At 68.5% G+C, this 23,120-nt stretch carries 20 protein-coding genes and 1 tRNA gene; 4 read left to right on the top strand and 17 right to left on the bottom strand.

The features are described from left to right. The 7 genes from BN977_RS08590 to BN977_RS08560 form a co-directional block, all read right to left on the bottom strand. Entirely contained in the window at positions 1–642 is a 642-nt protein-coding gene (locus BN977_RS08590) for a 50S ribosomal protein L25/general stress protein Ctc (protein WP_036398725.1), read from the bottom strand. 118 nt (positions 643–760) lie between these two features. Then, positions 761–1,624, bottom strand: a complete 864-nt coding sequence (locus BN977_RS08585) for an oxidoreductase (RefSeq protein ID WP_024455356.1) — start codon at positions 1,622–1,624, stop codon at positions 761–763. Between the two features lie 50 nt (positions 1,625–1,674). Continuing rightward, the gene (locus BN977_RS08580; protein WP_036397141.1) at positions 1,675–2,334 is read right to left on the bottom strand and encodes an LpqN/LpqT family lipoprotein; all 660 of its coding nucleotides are present in this window, start codon (positions 2,332–2,334) and stop codon (positions 1,675–1,677) included. Beyond that, positions 2,331–2,672 (bottom strand): arsenate reductase (glutaredoxin), encoded by a 342-nt coding sequence (arsC, locus tag BN977_RS08575; protein WP_036397139.1) that lies wholly within the window; start codon positions 2,670–2,672, stop codon positions 2,331–2,333. The genes BN977_RS08580 and arsC overlap by 4 nt, the downstream gene beginning before the upstream one ends. Positions 2,673–2,694: 22 nt before the next feature. Then, a complete protein-coding gene (locus tag BN977_RS08570) occupies positions 2,695–3,675 on the bottom strand; it encodes a ribose-phosphate diphosphokinase (RefSeq protein ID WP_036397136.1) in 981 nt (326 codons plus the stop codon). A 101-nt stretch (positions 3,676–3,776) separates the two neighbouring features. Then, on the bottom strand, positions 3,777–5,219 hold the full coding sequence (glmU, locus tag BN977_RS08565; protein ID WP_036398723.1) for a bifunctional UDP-N-acetylglucosamine diphosphorylase/glucosamine-1-phosphate N-acetyltransferase GlmU: 1,443 nt from the start codon (positions 5,217–5,219) through the stop codon (positions 3,777–3,779). A gap of 86 nt (positions 5,220–5,305) precedes the next feature. Beyond that, positions 5,306–5,377: transfer RNA gene (locus tag BN977_RS08560), tRNA-Gln, on the bottom strand. Between the two features lie 124 nt (positions 5,378–5,501). Here BN977_RS08560 and BN977_RS08555 point away from each other — a divergent pair. Continuing rightward, complete coding sequence (locus tag BN977_RS08555) at positions 5,502–6,095, top strand: TetR/AcrR family transcriptional regulator (RefSeq protein ID WP_036397134.1); 594 nt, start codon at positions 5,502–5,504, stop codon at positions 6,093–6,095. On the opposite strand, the gene BN977_RS08550 is transcribed toward BN977_RS08555, so the two are convergent. Then, positions 6,092–7,204: a diaminopimelate decarboxylase family protein gene (locus tag BN977_RS08550; protein WP_036397133.1), complete on the bottom strand. Its 1,113-nt coding sequence runs from the start codon at positions 7,202–7,204 to the stop codon at positions 6,092–6,094. The genes BN977_RS08555 and BN977_RS08550 overlap by 4 nt on opposite strands. A 144-nt stretch (positions 7,205–7,348) precedes the next feature. On the opposite strand from BN977_RS08550, the gene BN977_RS08545 reads away from it, so the two are divergent. The 3 genes from BN977_RS08545 to BN977_RS08535 all read left to right on the top strand — a co-directional run bounded on the left by BN977_RS08545 (position 7,349) and on the right by BN977_RS08535 (position 12,546). Further along, a complete protein-coding gene (locus BN977_RS08545) occupies positions 7,349–7,852 on the top strand; it encodes a hypothetical protein (protein ID WP_036397131.1) in 504 nt (167 codons plus the stop codon). 95 nt (positions 7,853–7,947) lie between these two features. Next, positions 7,948–11,562 (top strand): transcription-repair coupling factor, encoded by a 3,615-nt coding sequence (gene mfd / locus BN977_RS08540; protein WP_036398721.1) that lies wholly within the window; start codon positions 7,948–7,950, stop codon positions 11,560–11,562. A 48-nt stretch (positions 11,563–11,610) separates the two neighbouring features. Then, positions 11,611–12,546 (top strand): nucleoside triphosphate pyrophosphohydrolase, encoded by a 936-nt coding sequence (locus BN977_RS08535; protein ID WP_036397129.1) that lies wholly within the window; start codon positions 11,611–11,613, stop codon positions 12,544–12,546. Here the strand turns inward: BN977_RS08535 and BN977_RS08530 are convergent, their stop codons facing one another. From BN977_RS08530 to BN977_RS08490, 9 genes are all read right to left on the bottom strand, one after another. Next, the gene (locus tag BN977_RS08530) at positions 12,547–14,298 is read right to left on the bottom strand and encodes a dihydroxy-acid dehydratase (RefSeq protein WP_036397128.1); all 1,752 of its coding nucleotides are present in this window, start codon (positions 14,296–14,298) and stop codon (positions 12,547–12,549) included. Between the two features lie 41 nt (positions 14,299–14,339). Further along, on the bottom strand, positions 14,340–16,061 hold the full coding sequence (locus BN977_RS08525) for a phytoene desaturase family protein (RefSeq protein ID WP_036397127.1): 1,722 nt from the start codon (positions 16,059–16,061) through the stop codon (positions 14,340–14,342). 1 nt (position 16,062) lies between these two features. Beyond that, positions 16,063–16,389, bottom strand: a complete 327-nt coding sequence (locus tag BN977_RS08520) for a RedY/HapK family protein (protein WP_036397126.1) — start codon at positions 16,387–16,389, stop codon at positions 16,063–16,065. Between the two features lies 1 nt (position 16,390). Then, positions 16,391–17,827, bottom strand: coding sequence for an aminobutyraldehyde dehydrogenase (locus BN977_RS08515; RefSeq protein ID WP_036398719.1), 1,437 nt, complete (start codon positions 17,825–17,827; stop codon positions 16,391–16,393). Between the two features lie 40 nt (positions 17,828–17,867). After that, positions 17,868–18,380 carry a TetR/AcrR family transcriptional regulator gene (locus tag BN977_RS08510; protein WP_051561180.1) on the bottom strand — a complete coding sequence of 171 codons (513 nt, stop codon included), beginning with the start codon at positions 18,378–18,380 and terminating at the stop codon, positions 17,868–17,870. Positions 18,381–18,534: 154 nt separating this feature from the next. After that, a complete protein-coding gene (locus BN977_RS08505) occupies positions 18,535–20,082 on the bottom strand; it encodes an APC family permease (protein WP_084172446.1) in 1,548 nt (515 codons plus the stop codon). A 95-nt stretch (positions 20,083–20,177) separates the two neighbouring features. Further along, entirely contained in the window at positions 20,178–21,182 is a 1,005-nt protein-coding gene (gene dmpG, locus BN977_RS08500) for a 4-hydroxy-2-oxovalerate aldolase (RefSeq protein ID WP_036397122.1), read from the bottom strand. Further along, a complete protein-coding gene (locus BN977_RS08495; protein ID WP_051561493.1) occupies positions 21,179–22,066 on the bottom strand; it encodes an acetaldehyde dehydrogenase (acetylating) in 888 nt (295 codons plus the stop codon). The genes dmpG and BN977_RS08495 overlap by 4 nt, the downstream gene beginning before the upstream one ends. Positions 22,067–22,153: 87 nt before the next feature. Beyond that, positions 22,154–23,116, bottom strand: coding sequence for a hypothetical protein (locus tag BN977_RS08490; RefSeq protein WP_036397120.1), 963 nt, complete (start codon positions 23,114–23,116; stop codon positions 22,154–22,156). Positions 23,117–23,120 lie beyond the last annotated feature (4 nt).

The following is a 23,120-nucleotide window of genomic DNA, read 5'->3' as shown; positions in this document are numbered from 1 at the left end:
TTATTCGGCGGATTCGGCTTCGGCGGCGGGCTCTTCGGCGGCAGCCTCGCCGGCCTCGCCCGCACCCTCGGCGTCCAGATCCTCGGCGCTCGGGGCCTCGACGACGTTGACCACCAAGGTGTCGGCGTCGACGACCAGCGTGACACCCGCCGGCAGCTCGAGCTGGCCGGCGGTGATCTGGGTGCCGGCCTCGGCGCCCTCGACCGACACGGTGACCTGCTCGGGGATCGACAGCGCCTCGGCCTCGATCTGGATGGTGTTGGCCTCCTGGGTCACCAGCGTGCCCGGGGCGGCGTCACCCTCGACGACGACGGTGACGTCCACGGTCACCTTCTCGCCGCGCTTCACGACCAGCAGATCGGCGTGCACGATGTTGCGCTTGATCGGGTGGGTGACGACAGCCTTGGTCAGCGCCAGCTGCTCCTTGCCCGCAATATCGAGGGTCAGGATGGCGTTGGTGCCCGAGTGCCGCAGCACAGCGGCGAAATCGCGAGCATTGAGCTCCAGGTGCTGGGGCTCGGTGCCGTGGCCGTACAGCACGGTGGGCACCTTGCCGTCACGGCGGGCCTGGCGCGAGGCACCCTTACCGGTGCGGGTACGCACGTCGGCGGTCAGCTTGTTGGGGGCCGCATTCTTGGCCATGTGTTGTTCCTCCTGTAACCGGTTCACACACGGCCAGGGTCCAACAGAATGGGTTCCCGTCGATAACGGTGGTAGACCACCCTCGCCGTGACGTCAGTAAGGGTAGCCGACGCGGGCCTCAGATCTGAAATTCGGTGTCCGTGAGCTGCGCGGACAGCTCCCACAACCGTTGCGCGGTGCGGGCCGAGCGAGCCAGCGGGCTGCGCGGTCCCGGCCCGGTCGGGCCGCGCATCCCGAACTTCGGCCCGATGAAACTGTCACCCGGCACATCCTGGGAGACCGCGTACAACGTCTGCCTCGCCCCGAACTCGGCGTCGGTGGCGATCTTGTTGGCCGCCAGCCACACCTTGGTGCCGATCGGGTGTCCGGTCTGCCCCTGCAGGTTGGTGGCCGAGTACCCGGGGTGCGCGGCGATCGCCCGGACCGGCGAACCGGCCGCGGTGAGCCGGCGCTGCAACGCGCTGGTGAACAGCAGGTTGGCCAGCTTGGACTGACCGTAGGCCGGCCAGGCCAGGTAGGGGCGCGAGCGCCAGTTCAGATCCTTGAGGTCGATCCACCCGATCAGGTGCATCAGCGAGGCCACCGTCACGACGCGGTCGGTGAGCTTGGGCAGCAGCAGGTTGGTCAGCGCGAAATGACCCAGGTGATTGGTGCCGATCTGGCTCTCGAACCCGTCGGCGGTCAACGCGTACGGCACCGCCATGATGCCGGCGTTGTTCACCAGCACGTCGACCCCGTCCACCCCGGCCGCGAACTCCCGGATCGAGGCCAGGCTCTGCAGATCCAGCTTGCGGACCGTGACATCACCCGGCATCTGCGCGGCGGCGGCGTGGCCCTTGTCCAGATTGCGCACCGCCAGCGTGACCGAGGCCCCGACGCGGGCCAGCTCACGGGCGGTGACTAGGCCGAGGCCGCTGTTGGCCCCGGTGACGATGACGCGGCGCCCCGCGAAGGACGGCAGCTCTGCGGCGGTCCAGCTCATGGTGGGAGCGTAGCCAAACCCCGGGTCGCTTCGCTCCTGCCCGCCGCACCTTACTTCGCCGCGACCTTGAACCCCGAGATGATGCCCTCGATGTCCTTGCCCTGCTGCTGCGCCTCCTCGGCGTAGCTGGTGATGGTCAGCTGCACCAGATAGCGCTGGCCCGGCGCCCCCGGCGGGGTCTTGGGCGGCGTCCCGGTGGGGAAGATGATCCGGTTGTAGCTCTGCATCCGCCGGCCGTTCAGGTCGTAGGTGCCCTCGATCATCGACGATGGGAAGCCACGGAAGTTCTCGTTCGAGCCGTTGAGTTTGGTGAAATTCTGCGACAGCTCCGCGTCGGCGTCGGCATGTTTGAGGGCCTCGGCGACGTCGAAATTGCCGGTCAGCTTGAACACCATGAGCATGGCGGTCGGGTAGGTGTCGCCCTTGGCGATCACCCGGGTCCCCGGCGACAGGTTGATGTTGCTGTAGGCCTGCCAGCCGGCCGGGCGCGGCAGTTCGACCGTCAGGTCGGTGAGTTTCTCCGGGGCGACGGGGTCACCGGTGACCCCGACACTTTCCAGGTACTGCGACAACGGCACCGGTTTCTGGGTCCCGGGCGCGGCACTGGTCGTGGTCGTGGTGGTGGTCAGCAGCGACTGGTAGTCCGGGACGTCGTCGCCGCAGCCGGCCAGCAGCACGGCAACCGCCGCCAGCGAAACCGCACGCCTCACAGAATCTCGCGAACCCGATCGATGGGCCGGGCCAACCGGGTGCCCTTGTCCGTCACCACCAGCGGGCGCTCGATGAGGATCGGGTGCTCGGCAAGAGCGTCGAGCAGCTCGTCGTCGGACGCGTCGGCCAGGCCCAGCTCGGTGTACAGCGACTCCCGCTTGCGCACCGCCTCGCGCACCGGGATACCCGCATCCGCGATCAGGGCCGCCAGTTCGGCGCGGGTCGGCGGCGTTTTCAGGTACAGCACGATCTCCGGTTCGATCCCGTTGTCCCGCAACAGCTCCAGAGTCTTACGGGACGTCGAGCACTTCGGGTTGTGGAAGATGCGGGCCGCCATATCTGAAAGCTACTCCTCGCCGTCAGGCGGAACCGTCGAAAAGGCTTGTCACCGAACCGTTGTCGAACACCGCGCGGATGGTGCTGGCCAGCAGCGGCGCGATGGACAGCACGGTCAGCTGCGGGAAGTGCTTGTCCTCGCCGATCGGCAGCGTGTTGGTGACGATCACCTCGCGGGCACCCGAGTCGGCCAGTCGCTGCGCGGCGGGATCGGACAACACCCCGTGCGTGGCGGCGATGACCACGTCCTCGGCGCCGTCCTGCTTGAGCAGCTTCACCGCGCCGGCGATGGTGCCACCGGTGTCGATCATGTCGTCGGTCAGGATGCAGGTCTTGCCCTTGACGTCACCGACGACGCGATTCGACTTCACCTGGTTGGGCACGAGCGGGTCGCGGGTCTTGTGGATGAAGGCCAGCGGCACACCGCCGAGCGAGTCGGCCCACTTCTCGGCCACCCGCACGCGGCCCGAATCGGGGGAGACGACCACCTTGTCGGCGTCGGCGTACTTCTCGGCGATGTAGCCGCACAGCAGCGACTGGGCGCGCATGTGGTCCACCGGCCCGTCGAAGAAACCCTGGATCTGGTCGGTGTGCAGGTCCACCGTGACGATGCGGTCGGCGCCGGCGGTCTTGTACAGGTCGGCGACCAGCCGCGCGGAGATCGGCTCGCGACCGCGGTGCTTCTTGTCCTGCCGGGCGTACGGATAGAACGGCAGGATCGCGGTGATCCGCTTGGCGCTGCCGCGCTTGAGCGCGTCGATCATGATCAGCTGTTCCATCAGCCACTGGTTCAGCGGCGCGGGATGGCTCTGCAGGACGAAGGCGTCGCAGCCGCGCACCGACTCGTCGAAGCGGACGAAGATCTCGCCGTTGGCGAAGTCCCGTGCCGTCTGTGCGGTGACGGGAACATCGAGTTCCTTGGCCACCTGCTCAGCAAGCTCGGGATGAGCCCGGCCCGAGAAGAGCATCAGGTTTTTGGGATTGTCGGTCCAGTCGTGGCTCACTGTTGTGCCTTCGCCGGTCGGGGTCGAATACGCGCCAATCGTACGTAGTGCATTCGGGCCGACGTTGCCGGGTTACCAGATTGCCAACGGAAGCTGTCGAATCACTCGTCGTCGCTGGTGGCTTTACGTGCTGCTTCTGCAGCGGCCGAGTCCGGTCGCTTGCGCAGCACCCAGCCCTCGATATTGCGCTGCGGGCCGGCCGAGACGGCCAGCGCGCCCGGCGGCACGTCTTCGCGCAACACCGTCCCGGCCCCGGTGTAGGCACCGTCGCCGACGGTCACCGGCGCGATGAACATGGTGTCCGAGCCGGTGCGGACGTGCGAGCCGACGGTGGTGCGGCGCTTGGTCTGGCCGTCGTAGTTCACGAACACGCTGGAGGCCCCGATGTTGCTGTGCTCGCCGATGTCGGCGTCGCCGACGTAGGTCAGGTGCGGCACCTTGGTGCCCGTGCCGATCACCGCGTTCTTCGTCTCGACGAACGCGCCCAGCTTGCCGTCGGGACCCAACTCGGTGCCCGGCCGCAGATAGGTGAACGGGCCGACGGTGGCGCCGGCGCCGATCACCGACAACTCGGCATGGGTGCGGACCACCGAGGCGCCGGCGCCGACCTCCATCGAGGTGAGCGTGCTGTCCGGTCCGATGGTGCAGTCCGGTCCGATCGAGGTGACCCCGAGCAGCTGGGTGCCGGGGGCGATGACGGTGTCGGGGCCGATCTCCACGTCGGCGTCGATCCAGGTGGTGGCCGGGTCGACGACGGTCACCCCGGCGCGCTGGTGGCCCTCGATGATGCGGCGGTTCAGCTCGGCGGCCAGCACCGAGAGCTGGACGCGGTCGTTGACGCCGGCGACCAGGGTGCTGTCGGCGACGTGTTGGGCCCGCACCGGCAGGCCGTCGCCGCGGACCAGGGCGATGGCGTCGGTGAGGTAGAGCTCCTGCTGGGCGTTGTCGGTGCGCAGCCGGCTCAGCGCCGACCGCAGCGCCGCCGCGTCGAAGGCGTACACCCCGGAGTTGATCTCACCGATGGCGCGCTGGCGCTCGTCGGCATCGGCCTGCTCGACGATCGCCAGGACGGCGCCCGTCTCGTCGCGCAGGATGCGCCCGTATCCGGTGGGGTCCGCGACCGTGGTGGTCAGGATGGTGGCCCCGCCGTCCCCGTGCGTGCGCACCAGCGCCGCGAGCGTCTCGCCGTCGAGCAGCGGCACGTCTCCGGAGGTGACCACCACGGTGCCGGCGAAATCCTCGGGCAGGCCGGACAGGCCGACGCCGACGGCGTGCCCGGTGCCGAGTTGGTCCTCCTGCACGGCGGTGGCGATATCGCGGCCGGCCCGCTCGGCGATCCGGCCGACCTCGGCGGCGACATGGTCGCGACCGTGGCCGACGACGACCACGATGTGGCGGGGTTCCAGGGCGGTGACGGCGAGCAGGGCGTGGGCGAGCATGCTGCGTCCGGCCAGCGGGTGCAGCACCTTCGGGGTGGCCGACCGCATCCGGGTGCCCGCGCCGGCCGCCAGGACGACGACCGCGATGTCGGTGGTGGACACGATTCTCTCCTCCTCCCGCGAGCGACCGTGTCTGTACGCGGACACGCCGTCAACGCTGTCAGTTAGGGGCCGCTCGCGGTATGAGATTGCTCCGTCGCCAGGACTCGAACCTGAACTATCTGAACCAAAATCAGAGGTGCTGCCGATTACACCACGACGGACCGATCAATCCGAGACTCTAGTCGACCGGATCAATGTTCCCGGCAGGGCAGCGGGCACGCGCCGCGGCGTTAGGCTGGGCCGGTGGCAGCACCGGAGAAGGAGGCCCGCATCCCGCGCGCCAGGATGACGGGCACCGAGCGCCGCCAGCAGCTCATCGAGATCGCCAAGTCGCTGTTCGCCGAACGCGGCTACGACGGCACCGCCATCGAAGAGATCGCCCTGCGCGCCAACGTCTCCAAACCGGTGGTCTACGAGCATTTCGGCGGCAAAGAGGGCCTCTACGCCGTCGTCGTCGACCGGGAGATGTCCGCGCTGCTGGACGGCATCACCTCCTCGCTGACCAACAACCGGTCCCGGGTGCGCCTGGAGCGGGTGGCCTTGGCGCTGCTCACCTACGTCGAGGAGCGCACCGACGGGTTCCGCATCCTGATCCGCGATTCACCGGCCGCCATCACCTCGGGCACCTATTCGACGCTGCTCAACGACGCCGTCAGCCAGGTCGCCTCGATCCTGGCCGGCGATTTCTCCCGCCGCGGACTGGATCCCGACCTGGCGCCGCTGTACGCGCAGGCCCTGGTCGGCTCGGTGTCGATGGCCGCGCAATGGTGGCTCGACGTGCGCCAGCCCAGCAAGGAAGTGGTGGCCGCCCACCTGGTGAACCTGATGTGGAACGGGCTGACGCACCTGGAGGCCGATCCCGTGCTGGAAGCCGACTAACTCAGCTCCCGGCCGAGCAGGTCCGCCGTCGTCTCGCGGCGCACCGACAGCTGCGCCCGCCGATCGCGCACCGTCACGACCGGGGGCCGCGCCGTCAGCGCGGTGCAGGACGGCACCGGGCCCACGACGGCGAGCAGATCCCCCGGATGCAGATCGGCCGGCAGCGTCACCTGCGCGCAGACCAGCTCGCCGGTGCGGCCGACGACGGTGACGGGCCGGGTCGGGCCGAGCGGATGCCGGTTGGCCAACGCCACGGTGCCGGTTGCCGACCCGTCCACCGTCACCAGACCGTCGCGCACCGCCACCACCCGCGCGCAGCTCACCAGGGCCCGGCCGGCGATGGCCTGCCCCGGTTCGACCACGACGACGGGGCGCGGGAACCGTTCGGCCGCGCACGCGTCGTCCAGGGCGTTGTCGATGGCCTCGTCGAGGTCGATCAGGTCGGCGTCGACGCCGACGTCGCCGATGTTGAGTTCGGTCAGCGTGACGCCGTGCCGGTCGCGGATATCGGCCATCGCCGACACCGCCTGCTTGATCTCGTCGGCGGCGCAGCGCAACCCGACCAGCCGCAGCATCGGCTGCGCCAGTACCCGCGCGGCCAGCTCGGCCGAACCGGTGAGCACCTGCTGCGGTCGGCTCAGCTGGGAGGCCAGCAGCGCGATCTCGGTGCCGCAGCCCAGCACCATGCGGCCCACCCCGGCGGCGGCCCGCAGGTCGGCGGTGGTCTGGGCGCACCCGTGCGCCACGATGCGGTCCGGGTCCACCCCGGCGCTCAGCCCGAGCGCGAGTTCGGCCGGGGTGCGCACCGCCAGACCCGCGCCCTCCTCGGCCACCCACCGGGCCACCGCCTTGGTCAGCAGGGCGCGGCCGGCGTACACGGTGCGCCGTTCCGGCAGCCGCACCCGGAACCCGCGCACCCGGTACCGGAACTCCGCCTCGTCGAGCACCTGCACCGGCGCCCCGAACTGGTCGGCGATCTCGGTCAGCGCGACACCGCCGACACACAACCGGCCTTCGACGTCGACTTGCGCGGTCACCGGCCACACCGCGGGGTCGATCCGTTGGGGGGCCGCCCGGCGCAACGAGTGCACCGCATCGAGAAGAGTCATGCCCCGACGGTGCGCGTGCGCGCCGATCCAGTCGAGGACTTTGACGGTCTCTTGACGTGGGGTGACGAATTCTTGACGGCTGCCGGGCAATTCGAGTAGTCGACTACTCAGCCGTCCTGGCGCCTTCGACTCGAGCATGGGGGCATGACTGAGCCATCCGAACTGGCGGCGGCGCAGGCGCCGGCCGTTGCGCTGGAATCCGTTCGTGTCGCCGGACTGCTCGACGGGAAGCGCTACGCAGTTCTCGGGGTGGGCATGCGTTCGCTGGACGGGTCCGGGGAGGTGCCCGTGGTGACCATCTACAACTACACCGACGACCTCGCGGTGGAGGTGCTGGTGGATGTCGAGGCGCGGGAGGTGCTCGCGGTCTCGGCCGCGACGGCCATCCCGGCGCTGGCGGCGGCCGAGCAGGACCGGGCGCTCGACATCGTGCGGCGCGACGGCCGGCTCACCGAGTCGGGGGTGGAGGTCGACACCGGCACGGGAAACATCGTGGAGGAAGTGAACTTCGGTGATCCGCGGCACGGTCACCGGCTGGTCGACCTGCGGTTCGGGCCGCGCCAGCACCGGGTGCCGACGGCCTTCGCCGTCGTCGATCTGAGCGCCGAGGAACTGGTCAGGGTGGGCCTGTTGCCGCTGGAGTCGTGACGGATCGGACCGGCGATCGCCGTCGACATAGCGGCATCTGAGGCGGTGCCCGGCCCCGATTCGTGATCACCGGGCCCGGTTACGATGGTGGCATCATGACCGCACCGGGGCACCCTTCTGTCGAGACCCCGCTGGCGGGCCTCATCGAACTGGCTTTGACCGATCCCGGCCTGCGCGGTGTGGCTGACCGCGCAGCCGAACACGACCTCGTCGGACCGGCCAGTGCCCGCCCGTTCGTCGCGGCGGCCGCCGCGCAGGCCGGGCCGCTGCTCGTCGTCACCGCCACCGGCCGGGAAGCCGACGACCTGACCGCCGAACTGCGCGCGGTGTTCGGTGACGCCGCCGCCCTGTTCCCGTCCTGGGAGACGCTGCCGCACGAGCGCCTGTCACCCGGTGTCGAGACCGTCGGCGCCCGGTTGCGGCTGCTGCGCCGGCTGGCCCATCCCGACGACGAGCGCCTCGGCCCGCCGCTGCGGGTGGTGGTCACCACCACCCGGTCGCTGCTGCAGCCGATGGCCCCGGAACTGGCCGACGTGGAGCCGGTCACCTTGACGATGGGCGCAGAGGCGGACTTCGACGAGACGGTGGCCCGGTTGGTCGAACTGGCCTACACCCGCGTCGACATGGTGGCCAAGCGCGGCGAGTTCGCGGTGCGCGGCGGCATCCTCGACATCTTCGCGCCCACCGCCGAGCACCCGGTACGCGTCGAGTTCTGGGGCGACGAGGTGTCGGAGATGCGCATGTTCGCCGTCGCCGACCAGCGGTCCATTCCAGAGATCGCCATCGACACCCTGATCGCCATGCCGTGCCGGGAGCTGCTGCTGACCCCCGAGGTGCGGGAGCGGGCCAGTCAGCTCGCCGGTGCGCGGCCCCAGACCGACAACACGATCGCCGGAACCGTCGGGGACATGCTGGCGAAGCTGGCCGAGGGCATCACCGTCGACGGCATGGAGGCGCTGGCTCCGGTGCTGCGCCCCGACGACCTGGTGCTGCTCACCGAACATCTGCCCGCCGGTACCCCGGTGTTGGTGTGCGACCCGGAGAAGGTGCGCGCCCGCGCCGCTGACCTGATCAAGACCGGCCGGGAGTTCCTGGAGGCGTCCTGGTCGGTCGCGGCGATGGGTGGTGACGCCCCGATCGACGTCGAGCAGCTGGGCGGGTCGGGCTTCCGTGAACTCGACGAGGTGCGGGCCGCCGCCCGCGCCGGCGGGCATCCGTGGTGGACGCTGAGCCAGCTGACGGCCGAGAACGCCACCGAACTGGACCTGCGTCCTGCCCCGTCGGCGCGCTCCCAACAGTCGCTGGACGAGATCTTCGCGATGCTGCGGGCGCACGTCGCCACCGGTGGGTATGCGGCCGTGGTCACACCCGGTACCGGTACCGCACAGCGCGTGGTCGAACAGCTCGGCGAATCCGACATCCCGGCAGCCCTTCTCGCGTCCGGTGCGGCACCGACGGCGGGCGTGGTGGGCGTGCTCAAGGGCCCGCTGCACGACGGCCTGGTGCTGCCCGGGGTGAACCTGGTCATCATCACCGAGACCGATCTGACCGGTAATCGGGTCACCGCCACCGAAGGCAAAAGGCTTGCGGCCAAACGGCGTAACGTCGTCGACCCGTTGGCGCTGACGGCCGGCGACCTGGTGGTGCACGACCAGCACGGCATCGGCAAGTTCGTCGAGATGACCGAGCGGGTGGTGGGCGGCGCCCGCCGGGAATACCTGGTGCTGGAGTACGCGTCGGCCAAGCGCGGCGGCGGCACCGACAAGCTCTACGTTCCGATGGATTCGCTGGACCAGCTGTCCCGGTATGTCGGCGGGCAGGCGCCCACCCTGAGCCGGCTCGGCGGCAGCGACTGGACCAACACGAAAACCAAGGCGCGCAAGGCGGTTCGCGAGATCGCCGGGGAACTGGTGTCGCTGTACGCCAAGCGCCAGGCCGCGCCGGGGCATGCGTTCGGGCCGGACACCCCGTGGCAGGCCGAGATGGAGGACGCGTTCGGGTTCACCGAGACCGTCGACCAGCTGACCGCCATCACCGAGGTCAAGGCCGATATGGAAAAGCCCGTCCCGATGGACCGGGTGATCTGCGGCGACGTCGGTTACGGCAAGACCGAGATCGCGGTGCGCGCCGCGTTCAAGGCGGTGCAGGACGGCAAACAGGTCGCGGTGCTGGTGCCCACCACGCTGCTGGCCGACCAGCATCTGCAGACCTTCACCGCGCGGATGGCCGGGTTCCCGGTGACCGTGAAGGGGTTGTCCCGGTTCACCGATCCGGCCGACTCCAAGGCCGTCATCGACGGAATGGCCGAGGGCACCGTCGATATCGTCATCGGCACGCACCGGCTGTTGCAGACCGGGGTGCGCTGGAAGGACCTCGGCCTGGTGATCGTCGACGAGGAGCAGCGCTTCGGGGTGGAGCACAAGGAACACATCAAGAGCCTGCGCACCCACGTCGACGTGCTGACCATGAGCGCCACCCCGATCCCGCGCACGCTGGAGATGAGCCTGGCCGGCATCCGGGAGATGTCGACCATCCTGACCCCGCCGGAGGAGCGCTTCCCGGTGCTGACCTATGTCGGTCCGCACGACGACAAGCAGGTGGCCGCCGCGCTGCGCCGGGAGTTGTTGCGCGACGGGCAGGCGTTCTACATCCACAACCGGGTGAAGTCGATCGACCAGGCCGCCGCCCGGGTGCAGGCGATGGTGCCGGAGGCCCGTGTGGTGGTGGCGCACGGCCAGATGAACGAGGACGCGCTGGAGAAAACCGTCGAGGGGTTCTGGAACCGGGAATACGACATCCTGGTCTGCACCACCATCGTCGAGACCGGCCTGGACATCTCGAATGCCAATACGCTGATCGTGGAACGCGCCGACACCTTCGGTCTGTCCCAGTTGCACCAGCTGCGCGGCCGGGTCGGGCGCAGCCGGGAACGCGGTTACGCGTATTTCCTGTATCCGCCCGAGGTTCCGCTCACCGAGACCGCGCACGACCGGCTGGCCACCATCGCGCAGAACAACGATCTGGGCGCGGGTATGGCGGTGGCGATGAAGGACCTGGAGATCCGCGGCGCGGGCAACGTGCTGGGCGTGGAGCAGTCCGGCCACGTCGCGGGGGTCGGTTTCGACCTGTACGTGCGTCTGGTCGGTGAAGCGGTGGAAGCCTACCGGGCCGCGGTCGACGGCAAAACGGTTGTCGGCGTTGAGGAACCGAAGGATGTGCGCATCGACCTGCCGGTGGACGCGCACCTGCCCCCGGATTACATCGGCAGTGACCGGTTGCGGCTGGAGGGCTACCGGCGCCTGGCCGCGGCCAGTGACGAGGGCGCCGTCCGTTCGGTCATCGAGGAGCTCGTGGACCGGTACGGCCCGCTGCCCGAACCGGCGCAGCGCCTCGTCGCGGTGGCCCGGCTGCGGCTGCTGTGCCGTAAGTACGGGGTGACCGAGGTGTCCGCGATCTCGGAGTCGACGCTGCGGGTGGCGCCGCTGATGCTGCAGGATTCCCAGCAGTTGCGGCTCAAGCGGGTGTACCCGGGTGCGGCGTACCGTGCGACCACCTCGACGGTGCAGATCCCGATCCCGCGGGCCGGGACCAATGTGGGTGCGCCGCGCATCCGCGACCTGGAGTTGGTGAAGGCGGTGGCGGGGCTGTTGCTGACGCTGGACGGGCGGCCCGCCGACGAGGTGGACGAGGTCATCGGAGGCGCGAAATGACTTCCCGTGCCGGAGGCGCGAAATGACTTCCCGTGCCGGAGGCGCGAAATGACTGTCGTCCTGGTGGATCCGCGCCGGCCGGCCCTGGTTCCGGTGGACGCCGTCGAGCTGCTGGCCGGGGACGTGCAGTACACCGAGGAGATGCCGATCAAGGTGCCGTGGTCGCTGCCGTCGGCCCGGCCCGAATACGACGGCGAGCCGGCCCCGGTGCTGTTGTCCTCGGATCCTGAGCATCCCGCGGTGAAGGCCCGGCTGGCGGCCGGGGAGCGGCTGATCGCCGCCCCGGCACCGCAACCCGGTGAGCGGCTGGTCGACGCGGTGGCGATGATGGACAAGCTGCGCACCGACGGCCCGTGGGAGAGCGAGCAGACGCACGACTCGCTGCGCCGCTACCTGCTCGAGGAAACCTACGAACTGTTCGACGCGGTGCGCAGCGGTGACGCCGACGAGCTCCGCGAAGAGCTCGGGGATGTGTTGCTGCAGGTGCTGTTCCACGCCCGCATCGCCGAGGACGCGCCCACCCACCCGTTCGGCATCGACGATGTCGCCGACGCGCTGGTGCGCAAGCTGGGCAACCGCGCCTTCGGTGTGCTTGCCGGGGAATCGGTTTCGCTGGAAGAGCAGCTGGCGCAGTGGGAGGAACGCAAAGCGCAAGAGAAGCTCTCCAAGGCCCGCAACTCGTGCATGGACGACGTGCCCACCGGTCAGCCGGCCCTGGCGCTGGCGCACAAGATCCTGGAACGCGCGACCGCCGCCGGGCTGCCCGAAGACCTGGTGCCGGCCGATCTGCGTGAAGTGCGCATCGATATCGGCGGTGATCCCGAAAACGAGCTGCGCGCCGCGGTTCTGGAGTTCATCGACACCGTCCGCGCGGTCGAGCGAGCGGTCTTGGCCGATCGCCGCGGTGACGCCATCGCCGACGCGCCACCCGCCGCGATCACCGCGGACGAGTGGCGCGCGCACTGGCCGCCCGCGCAACCGTGATCACCACCCGCCTATCCACCCTTCGAAAATCGCCTCGGGTTCGTCCTCGGGCGTTCGTGAGCGCCCGACCAGGAAATCGAAGTCACATCCCCGATCGGCTTGCAGCACGCGTTCGGTGTACAGGGCGGCGTAGCCGCGGGTATGCCGAGCCGGTGCAGGGGCCAATTCGGCTCGCCGCGAAGACAACTCGTCCTCCGATACCAGCATGTCCAATCTTCTGGCCGGCGCGTCGAGGGCGATGATGTCACCGTCGCGGACCAACGCCAGCGGTCCACCCACCGCCGATTCCGGGCTGACGTGTAACACGCAGGTGCCGTAGGCGGTGCCGCTCATCCTGGCATCGGAGATGCGGACCATATCGGTGACACCCTGCCGAAGGAGCTTGCTCGGGATGGGCAATTGGCCCCATTCGGGCATACCCGGCGCGCCCCGCGGGCCGGCCGAGCGGAGGATCAACACGGAGTCGGCGGTCACCTCCAGATCGGGATCGTCGAACCGGCGCATCAGATCCCGCATGTTCTCGAAGACCACCGCGGGCCCCCGGTGGACCAGCAACTCGGGACTGGCCGCGCTGCACTTGACGACCGCACCGTCGGGAGCGAGGTTGCCGCGCACCACGGCGAGGCCACCGGGCGGCTGGAACGGTGCAGCCAGCGGGGCGATCACGGTCGCGTCGGTCGCAGCGACAGCGGCGAGGTTGTCGGCGACCGTCTTGCCGGTGACGGTGGCCGCGTCGGTGTGCAACAAGGGCTCGACCGATTTCATCACCGCCGGTATCCCGCCGGCGTGGAAGACCTGCTCGACGAGGTGTTCCCCGGCCGGGCGGACGTTGACCACCAGCGGTGTGCGTTCCGAGAGTTCGTGAAAGCGGTCCAGGGACAACGGGACTCCGACCCGGCCGGCGATCGCCAGCAGGTGCACGATCGCGTTGGTCGAGCCGCCGACCGCCAGCATCAGCGTTATCGCGTTGTCGAAGGCCTCGGCCGTCATCACCTGGGACGGCCGTAGCCGCTCGACCGCCAGCCCGACGGCCCTGGCCCCGCACTCCTCGGCGACCTGCAGCCGGCGCGAATCCATGGCGGGTATCGCGGCGGTGCCCGGCAGCGTCATGCCGAGACCCTCGACGAGGGTGGCCATGGTGGAGGCGGTGCCCATCTCGGGACAGTGTCCGCGCGAGGGCCCCGCCGCGGCCTCCAGTCGTTCGTAGTCGGCCATCGACATGCGGCCGGCCCGCACGTCATCGATGTACTGCCAGAGGTCGGTCCCCACACCGAGTTGCTTGCCGTCGAAGATCGCCGGCGCGGCCGGGCCGCCGGTCAGGGCGATCGCGGGCACGTCCGCACTCGCCGCGCCCATCAGCTGCGCGGGAACCGTCTTGTCGCACCCGCCGAGCAGGACCACAGCATCGAACGGGTAGGCCCGAATCGACTCCTCGACGTCCATCGCCATCAGGTTCCGGAAGAGCATGGTGGTCGGTTTCATCAACTGCTCGCCCAGTGACATGGTGGGGAATTCGAGCGGGAACCCGCCCGCCGCCAGGACGCCGCGCCGAACCGAGTCGGCCAGGCCGCGGAAGTGCATGTTGCAGTTGACGACTTCGGACCACGAGTTGCAGATCCCGACGATCGGGCGGCCTTCGAAGGCCATCCGGGAGAATCCCGACGCGCGCATCGCAGAGCGGTGTACGAATCCTGGAACATCCTTGCCCGCGAACCATTTTGCGCTTCTCAGCCCGGTCGATTCCGGTGACACCGTTATTCCTCGTTCCTCTGCCGGTTGCACTGGTGCAGCTCTCAGCGGACGCGCGCCGCGTACGCGGTCACCTTGCGCAGCGCGGGTTGCCGGGCCGCCTGGTATCCCACCCAGCGCCCCGGCCTGGTGGACATCAGGCCGCCGACGAGCCGCTGCTGCCAAGGCGCCTTCCGGCCGCCGTGACGGGCGCTCGGTGTGGTGATGCCGCCGTCCGCGTCGGCGAGGGCGATCTTCGCGGCGTTGTGGCCGTTGGCGCCCATCACGCCGCCGCCGGGATGGGTGCCCGAGCCGCAGAGGTAGTAATTGCGCACGGGCGTACGGTAATTGGCCAGCTCCGGGATCGGGCGTGCCCCGAACAGCTGGTCGAGCATCATGCTGCCGTGGAAGATGTTGCCGTCGGTGATCAGGTACTCGTCGTTCAGGTCGTCGGGTGTGATGATCACCCGGTCCAGGATGTGCTCGCGCAGGTTGGGGGCGTAGGTGAACAGGTCCGCCAGCACCAGGTCGGCCCACTTCTCCTTCTCGGCCGCCCACGTGGTCCCGCTCAACTGGGACGGAAGCTGCTGGATGCCCAGGGTCATCGTGTGCAGGCCGGCGGGGGCCAGCGAGTCGTCGGTCACCGACTGGGTGACGGCCTCGATGACGAACGTGCTCGGGAAGGTGCCGCGCCGTTGTGCCTCGTAGGCCTCCTCGAACGCCTCCCTGCTGGGGCCGAGCAGTTGATGCCCGTGGTGCTGTGGTCCTTCCGTCGCATCGGCGAACGGAAGGTACTGCGGCAGTTCGTCGATCAACAGGTGAATCCGCGCCATCGACCCCCGGGTGTCGATCGATTCGACGTCGCGGACGAGTTTGGCCGGCAGCAGGCCGGGTTCGATCAACCGCAGCAGGGACCGCTTGGGGTCGGCATTGGAGAAGACCTGTCCGGCCGTGATGACCGTCCCGTCGGTGAGCCGGACCCCGGTGGCCGTTCCCCGCTCGACGATCACGGTGTCGACCGGTGTCGAGGTCCGGATCGTCGCACCGTGGTGGCGTGCGCCCGCGGCCAACGCCTCGCTGATGGCGCCCATCCCGCCACGCGCGAGACCGAACTGGCCGAAGTTGCCGTTGAATTCACCCCAGGAGTGGTGTCCGTAGGTGTAGGCCGTTCCCGGTGACGACGGGCCGCCGAAGATCGACACCATCCCGAAGAACGTCAACATGCTCTTGATGCGCTCGTCCTCGAAGTACCTGTCGAGCAGGTCGCGCACCGAGAGCAGGGTGAACTCGTTGAACAGCGCCTGCTCGCCTGCCTCCTCGAATGCCGCGAGCACCTCCGAACGTTGCGGGGGCGGGGTCAGCAGGTACGGCGTCACGAGCCCGGCGAACCGCTGTAGCCGAACCCCGAAGTCGAGGAACGCCTGCGCGTCGTGTTTGTTGATCTTCTCCAGTTCGCGCAGCGTCCGGTCTGTTTCCTTCCACATGGTGAATGACGTCCCGTCCCGAAAGAGACTGAAGGACAGCGCATCCCCTTGATAGAGGTCCAGGCCGAATCTGGCCAGTTCGAGTTCGGTGATGATCTCGGGCCGCAGCAGGCCCGCGATGAAGGCGCACGAGGACCACTTGCTGCCGGGGATCAGCTCCTCGGTGACGCAGGCCCCGCCGACGACATGGCGAGCCTCCAGCACCAGCACCCGCTTGCCGGCGCGGGCCAGATAGTTGGCGGTCACCAGGCCGTTGTGGCCCGCGCCGATGATGACGGCGTCGTAATCCGGTGTCGTGGTCATGTCAGGTCTCCTGCGGCTGGGGTGATTTGCGAGTCAGCAGCGTCACGATGCTGCCGGGCTCGACGAGTTCGTGGAACCTCTCGACGACGGGCTTGAGTTCTGGTGCGGTGTCGCGAATCCGCTCCCATTCCGGCCAAGAGGCGACCGTCATGATCTCGAGGACGTGCGGGTCGGCGGGCCCGGCGGGTTCCACGAAGAAGACGTCGAATCCGAGTACGACCTCCAGGGCCAGGCAGGTGGGCCGGTCGAGTTCGGTCGAGAACCTCTCGAAGTCCTCGATGCTGACCCCCGGTCGCAGCCGGAAGGTGTTGACCGCGCTGATCGCCATGTCAGGCGCTCTCGGTGTTGATCATGACGTGTTTGATCTCGGTGTACTCCTCAAGGGCGTACACGGACATGTCCTTGCCGTTGCCGGACTGCTTGAAGCCGCCGTGCGGCATCTCGGGCGTGACCGGCAGGTGGTCGTTGACCCACACCGTGCCGAACTGAAGGTCCCTGGACGCGGTCAGGGCCCGTCCGATGTCGTTGGTGAAAACCGAAGCGGCAAGTCCGTATTCGGTGTCGTTGGCCCAACCGATCACGTCGTCGCCGTCACCGAAGCTGGTCACCGACGTCACCGGCCCGAACACCTCGGTGCCGACGATCTCGTCGCCCTGCCTGGCGCCGACGACGACGGTGGGGGCGGTGTAGAAGCCTGTCCCGGGGTTGTCGCCCTGGATGAGTTCGGTGTGCCCGGTGGCCTTCGCCCGTGCCACGAAGCCCTCGACCCGGTCGCGATGGGCCGCGGTGATGACCGGACCCATCGTGGTGCTCTCATCGGCGATATCGCCCAGATCGAGTTCCTTGACCGCCTTTTCGAGGCCGGCCACGAGTTCGTCGTGCACGCTCTCGTGAACGTACAGACGGGAGGCGGCCATACAGTCCTGGCCGGAATTGCAGAAGGCGCCCTCCATGATCTTGCCGACCGCCAGGGACACGTCGGCGTCGGGGTACACCACCACCGGCGCCTTCCCGCCGAGTTCCAGGTGCAGCCGCTTGAGGTTCGAATCGGCCGAGGCGCGCATCAACGCCCGGCCCGTCTCCACGGAGCCGGTCAGCGAGGACATCCGCACCCGCGGATGGGCCACGAGTCGGGCACCGACGTCTTCGCCGTCACCGGTGACGATGTTGAACACGCCGGCGGGAAAGAGATCCTGGGCGAGTTCGGCGAGCCGCAGGACCGAGAACGGGGTGTGTTCGGAGGGCTTGAGCACCAAGGTGTTTCCGGTGAGCAGGGCTGGGGAGATCTTCCAGATCGCCATCAGCAGCGGGTAGTTCCACGGTGCGACCGAGCCGACGACGCCGAGCGGATCGCGGCGGACGATGCTGGTCTTGCCGCGGACGAACTCGGTGGCGGCGCGGCCTTCCATGGCGCGGGCACCGCCGGCGAAGAACCGGAGGTGGTCGGCGATCATCTCCATCTCTTCCAGCGCCAGGCTGATGGGTTTGCCGACGTTGCGGGATTCGATCTCGGCGAGTGTGCGCTGGTCGGCCTCGACCCGGTCGGCAAGGGTGAGAAAGGCCCGGGCCCGTTCGCCCACCGGCGTCCTGGCCCAGCCGGGGAAGGCGGCGTCGGCGGCCGCCACGGCGCGGTCGACGTCGGATGGCGTGCCGTGGGCGATCTCGGCGAAGGCCTCACCGGTGGCGGGGGCGGGCACCTGGTCGACGGCGCCGCCTGACGCATCGGTCCAGCTGCCGTCGATGAACATCTTGTGGTGAATGGTCATGATCACTCCTTGGTGGTGTTGGCGTAGGTGTGGGCCGGTGTCAGCGTTGACGTGCTCCGCCGGCTGCCATGCCGAGCAGGCTGCGGACTTCTTGTTTCGAGACGGGTTGGTGCGCAATGGACATATGGACCATCAGGCCCTCGACGACGACGTCGAGCAGCCGTGCGGTGGCGCGGTCGAAGTGCTCGGCAAGCGCGTCTTGAGCCCGTTCCATCCACTGCTGAGTCAGGCGCCTGGTCTCGGGTCTGCGCACGGCGTCCCCGTAGAGCTCGTAGGTCACGGCGAGTTCGTCGGGATGTGCGGCGAAATCGTCGGTGACGGCCGAGGCGATGCAGTCGATGATGTCCTTGCCGTCGGCGCAGGACGCCAGGCGTGCCTCGAAGCGGCTGGCCAGCTTGTCGACGTGGACCTCGAACGCCTGGTGGACGATGTCATCGAGGGTTCCGAAGTGGTAGGTGATCGACCCCAGCGGCACGTCCGCGGCAGTGGCGATGGCGCGGTGCGTGATTCCCGCGACGCCGTCTCTGGCCAGCACCTGCAGCGCCGAGGTCACGATGCGCTCCTTTCTGTCCGGGTCGTGGCGACGAACCCGTCGTGGCGTGGAAGGCATGCCCATCCCTTCGTTAAGAACATTTGTACGCATCGATAAGGACAAATGTACGTAACGGCGGGCGGCAATGCGCGGTGAATCGTGAATCGAAGGGAAGCTAGTGCGGCGCTGGCGCTGGATCGTCCCCGTCGCGCTCGTTGAGCGCCTGTCCGACCAGTGCGTACCTCGCCGGCGCGAATGCCCGCAGATATACCCCGTACAGGACGCCGGCCAGCAGCGCGAGGAAGACCAGCGACAGCATGAGCGCCGCCATCGCGCCGTGCACGCCGAGCAGGACGTCGAGGCTGTTCAGCGTCAGGACGAAGAAGGCGCCCAGCCCGATGATCGCGAGGATCGGGGCTATCACGGTGTTCCACGGCCGTTTGTCGACATCGGACTTGCGAAAGAAGGCGAAGATCGCAATGCCCGCGATGAACTGGGACAGGATGACCCCGATGGTGCCGATGCCCGTCGCCCAGGTGAACAGCGTGGCGAAGGGGTCCTGACCGAACAGCGCGAAGAAGGCGATGACGATGCCGACCGTCACGCTCTGGACGATCCCCGACACCCATGGCGTGCGGCGACTTGCCAATGTCCAGCCCAGCGGCCGCCACACCAGTCCTTGTCGGCCGAGTGAGAACTGGTAGCGCGAGACATTGTTGTGGAAGGTGATGATGGCGGCGAAGGTCGCCGACACGATCAGCGTCTGGAAGATCACCGAGATGTTGTGCCCGATGATGGCGTCGCTGGCCGCGAAGATGAAGTTCCCGCCGGTCTCGGTGGCCATGCCGACCACCTTGTCGATCCCCAGCGCGTTGATGATCAGCCAACCGGACACGGCGTAGAGGATGCCCATGAACGCGATGGACAGATAGGTCGCGCGGGGGATGGTGTGGGCGGGATTGCGCGCTTCCTCGCCGTAGATCGCCGATCCTTCGAAACCGATGAACGACGCGTGCGCGAACATCAGGGCGACGCCCAACGCCCCGCCGAGCACCACACTCGGCCGGAACGGCTCGAAGGAGAACTGGGATACCGGAACGGCGTCACCGAAAAGACTGAACGCGCTGAGGACGGTGATCATGGTGACTTCCAGTGTCATGAACACTCCCAGCACCTTCGCCCCGGAGTGCACACCCTGCACCCCCAGCGCCAGGCACAGCACCAACGCGCCGAAAGCATAGGCCCACCAGGGGATGTCGATCCCGAGAGCGGGATTGATCAACTCGGACGCGTAATAGCCGAAGCCACCGTAGAGGCCGGCCTGGATGGCGTTGTAGGCGAAGATCGCCAGGAACGCCGACCCCAGACCGGGAATCCGTCCGAGGCCGAGCGTCACGTAGGCGTAGAACGCCCCGGCATTGGTGACATGCCGGCTCATCGCGACGTAGCCGACGGCGAAGATCATCAGGACCACGGTGGCGATGACGAATGCGCCGGGCATCCCCACACCGTTGCCCGCACCGATGATGATCGGGTACAACGCCACCACGACGGTCAGCGGCGACGCCGCGGCGATGATGTAGAAGAAGATGCTCGGCACCCCGAGGCTGTTCTCGCGAAGGCCGTGGTTGCGTGGCCCGGTGGGCGGCGAGCCGCCGGGCGGACACGACGGTGACGTCGCTTTGGGTCGTCGGGGTGGTAAGGATGCGGTGACGTTCTCCATGGTCGTTCATCTCTCGGGTTTGGCGTGTGACGATACTGGTGACGAGCGCCGGTTCGCTCGACGACGAGGATCCGAACCGGTTTGGGGCGGTTCCCTCACCCCCTCATGTCGAGGGCAAGATCGACGAGTAGGTCCTCCTGGCCGCCGATCATCGACCTGCGGCCGGCTTCGACGAGAAGGTCGCGCACCTCGATGCCCACGTCGGGGGCGATCCGCTCGGCATGGAGCAGGAAACTCGAGTACACGCCGGCAAAACCCAGCGTCAGCGTCTCGCGATCGACCCGGATGGGCCGCCGCTGGAGGGGGCGCACGATATCGTCGGCGGCATCCATCAGCGCGTACAGGTCGCAACCGTGGCGCCAGCCGTTGAGTTCGGCGACCGCGATGAACGCCTCCAACGGGCAATTGCCGGCGCCCGCGCCGAGGCCGGTGAGCGAGGCGTCCACGCGATGTGCGCCGGCCTCGACCGCGACGAGCGAATTGGCCACTCCCAGCCCGAGGTTGTGGTGTGCGTGCACGCCGACCGATGTGGTCGGTGCCAGGATGTCGCGGTAGGCGCGTACCCGGTCCCGGATCCCGGTCATGGTCAGTCGGCCGGCGGAATCCGTGACGTAGACGCACTGCGCACCGGCGTCCTCCATGATCTTGGCCTGTGCGGCCAGCCGATCTGGCGGCGCGAGATGCGACATCATCAGAAACCCTGCGACGTCGAGGCCGAGATCGCGGGCCGTGCCGATGTGTTGAGCGGCGATGTCGGCCTCGGTGCAATGAGTGGCGATGCGCACCGAGGTCACCCCCAGATCGACAACCGCCCGCAGGTCGTCCAGCGTGCCGATACCGGGGATGAGAAGCGTTGTCGGCCGGGCATTCTGGACCACCTCGGCCACCGCGGCGATCCACGCCCCATCATCATGTGCGCCGGCTCCGTAGGTCAGGCTGCCACCCGCCAGACCATCGCCGTGCGCCACTTCGATGGCTGCCACCCCCGCCGAGTCGAGCGCACCCGCGATGCGCCTGACGTCGGCCAGGCCGAATGAATGGCCGACGGCGTGCATGCCGTCGCGCAGCGTGACGTCTTGGACGTACACCTGCGCCGTCATCGGCCGACCTCCGCCGCGGCACCGAGCATGCCTTCGGCGACCCGGACCGCGGCAGCGGTCATGATGTCGAGGTTGCCCGCGTAGGCGGGAAGGTAGTCGGCGGCGCCCTCCACTTCGAGGAACACCGTCACGTGCACCAGATCGGCATGCCGGCCCGCGGCGCCCGCCAGCCGCCGACGCGGATCGCGCTGGGGCACCGCGGATATCCGGATCTCCTGTGCCAAACGGTATCCCGGCACGTAACGTGCGACCTCGGCGACCGCCGCGGTGATCGCCTGCACGATCACCGCTTCGTCGGCCGCCGAAACCAGGGCGGCGACGGTGTCGCGCATCAGCATCGGCGGCTCGGCCGGATTGAGCACGATGATCGCCTTGCCGCGGGCGGCTCCGCCAACGGATTCGATGGCGCGGGCTGTGGTCGTGGTGAATTCGTCGATGTTGGCGCGGGTCCCCGGACCCGCCGACCGCGACGAGATCGAGGCGACGATCTCGGCGTAATGCACATCGGTCACCCCCGTCAACGCCGCGACCACGGGAATGGTGGCCTGCCCGCCACAGGTCACCATGTTGAGGTTCCGGTGCCCCGCCAGTCGCTGCATGTTGACCGCGGGTACGGCGAAGGGGCCGACCGCGGCGGGAGTGAGGTCGACGACGCGCTTGCCGGATCGCCGCAGCGCGGCATCGTTGGTGCGGTGGGCCTCGGCGCTGGTGGCGTCGAACACGATGTCGATCTCGTCGAACGCGTCGAGTGCCAGCAGCCCGTCGACGCCGTCGGCCGTGATCGCCACGTCCAACGCGGCGGCCCGTGCCAGACCGTCACTCGCGGAATCGATTCCGGCCATCGCCACCACATCGAGGTGTGCTGACCGGCGCAGCTTCATCATCAGATCGGTGCCGATGTTCCCGGACCCGATGATGGCGGCCTGATGACGTCTCGTCACGTCGTGCTCTCTTCCGTTCGGCTCCGGGTATCAGTTCGCCAGTGCGCGTGCTGCGCTGCGCGGACCGGGAGACACGATGACGTCGGCGGCGTTGGTCTGGACCAGCTCGTTGAGGATGGCGGCGTGCCGGACCTTGTGCCGGATGAGTTCCTCGTGGAACTCGGGTCGGACCCAGCCGTTGTACATGACCGCTTCCGATTCGCCGGGCTCGATCTTGAAGTAGACCGGTCCCGCGACGCGGGCGATGTCACCGGCTTCCCAGAGCCGGTTCATACCGCCGAAGGATTCGAAGGTCTCGGCCCAGACGTCGAGCGGGATGTCGACCGACCGTCGGATCGCGGCGAGCATCGGCCGACTCAGGTCACCGACGGGATTGACGCTGTCGGCACCGAGGTCCTGCAGGATCCTGATCGAGGCGGGGTTGGCGTGGCCGGCGTAGACGGAGATCTTGAACTTGGCGTCGGCGGGGAGGTGGCCGGCATCGCGCGCCTTGTTCAGGATGTCGAGAACGCCCTCGTCCCATACCAATACGCCCCGGATGCCCGTCGAGAAGATCCGGAGGTAGTCGTCGAGGAGGTATCGCACATTGTCGAGCCCGCGGACGCGACGCCCACCGGCCTGGCCCTCGGTGCTCAGCGCCTGCCGACCGAGGTCCCACCCGGTGCGCGGCCCCGGCACGGCGACCAGGTCGATGGAGCGCTCGGCCGACAGGGCGGCGACGTCGCGCAATTCGGCCGTCGTGAGCAAGGTGGTGCCGCCGCCGAAGGCGATGATCCGGTGGATGAACACATCCTGCTTGTCGGCCTCGTCCAGCATCGCCTCCAGCGTCGAAAGTCGTTCGACACCAGAGATTTCCAGTCGATACTTGCCGCCGTCGTCGAAGGATTTGGCGGACGGGGTGAGGCCGTAGTCGTCGGCCGTCAGAAGGCCTTGCGAGGCCAGGATGCTGGCTCCGTCGACCTTGGTGGCACGGCTGTCGGCTGCGGTGGGCATCGCG

It is taken from the genome of Mycolicibacterium cosmeticum (assembly GCF_000613185.1).
GTDB classification, from domain to species: Bacteria; Actinomycetota; Actinomycetes; order Mycobacteriales; family Mycobacteriaceae; genus Mycobacterium; species Mycobacterium cosmeticum.
Note: the sequence above shows the minus strand (reverse complement) of the source record. Positions and strands in the feature narration are given on the sequence as shown.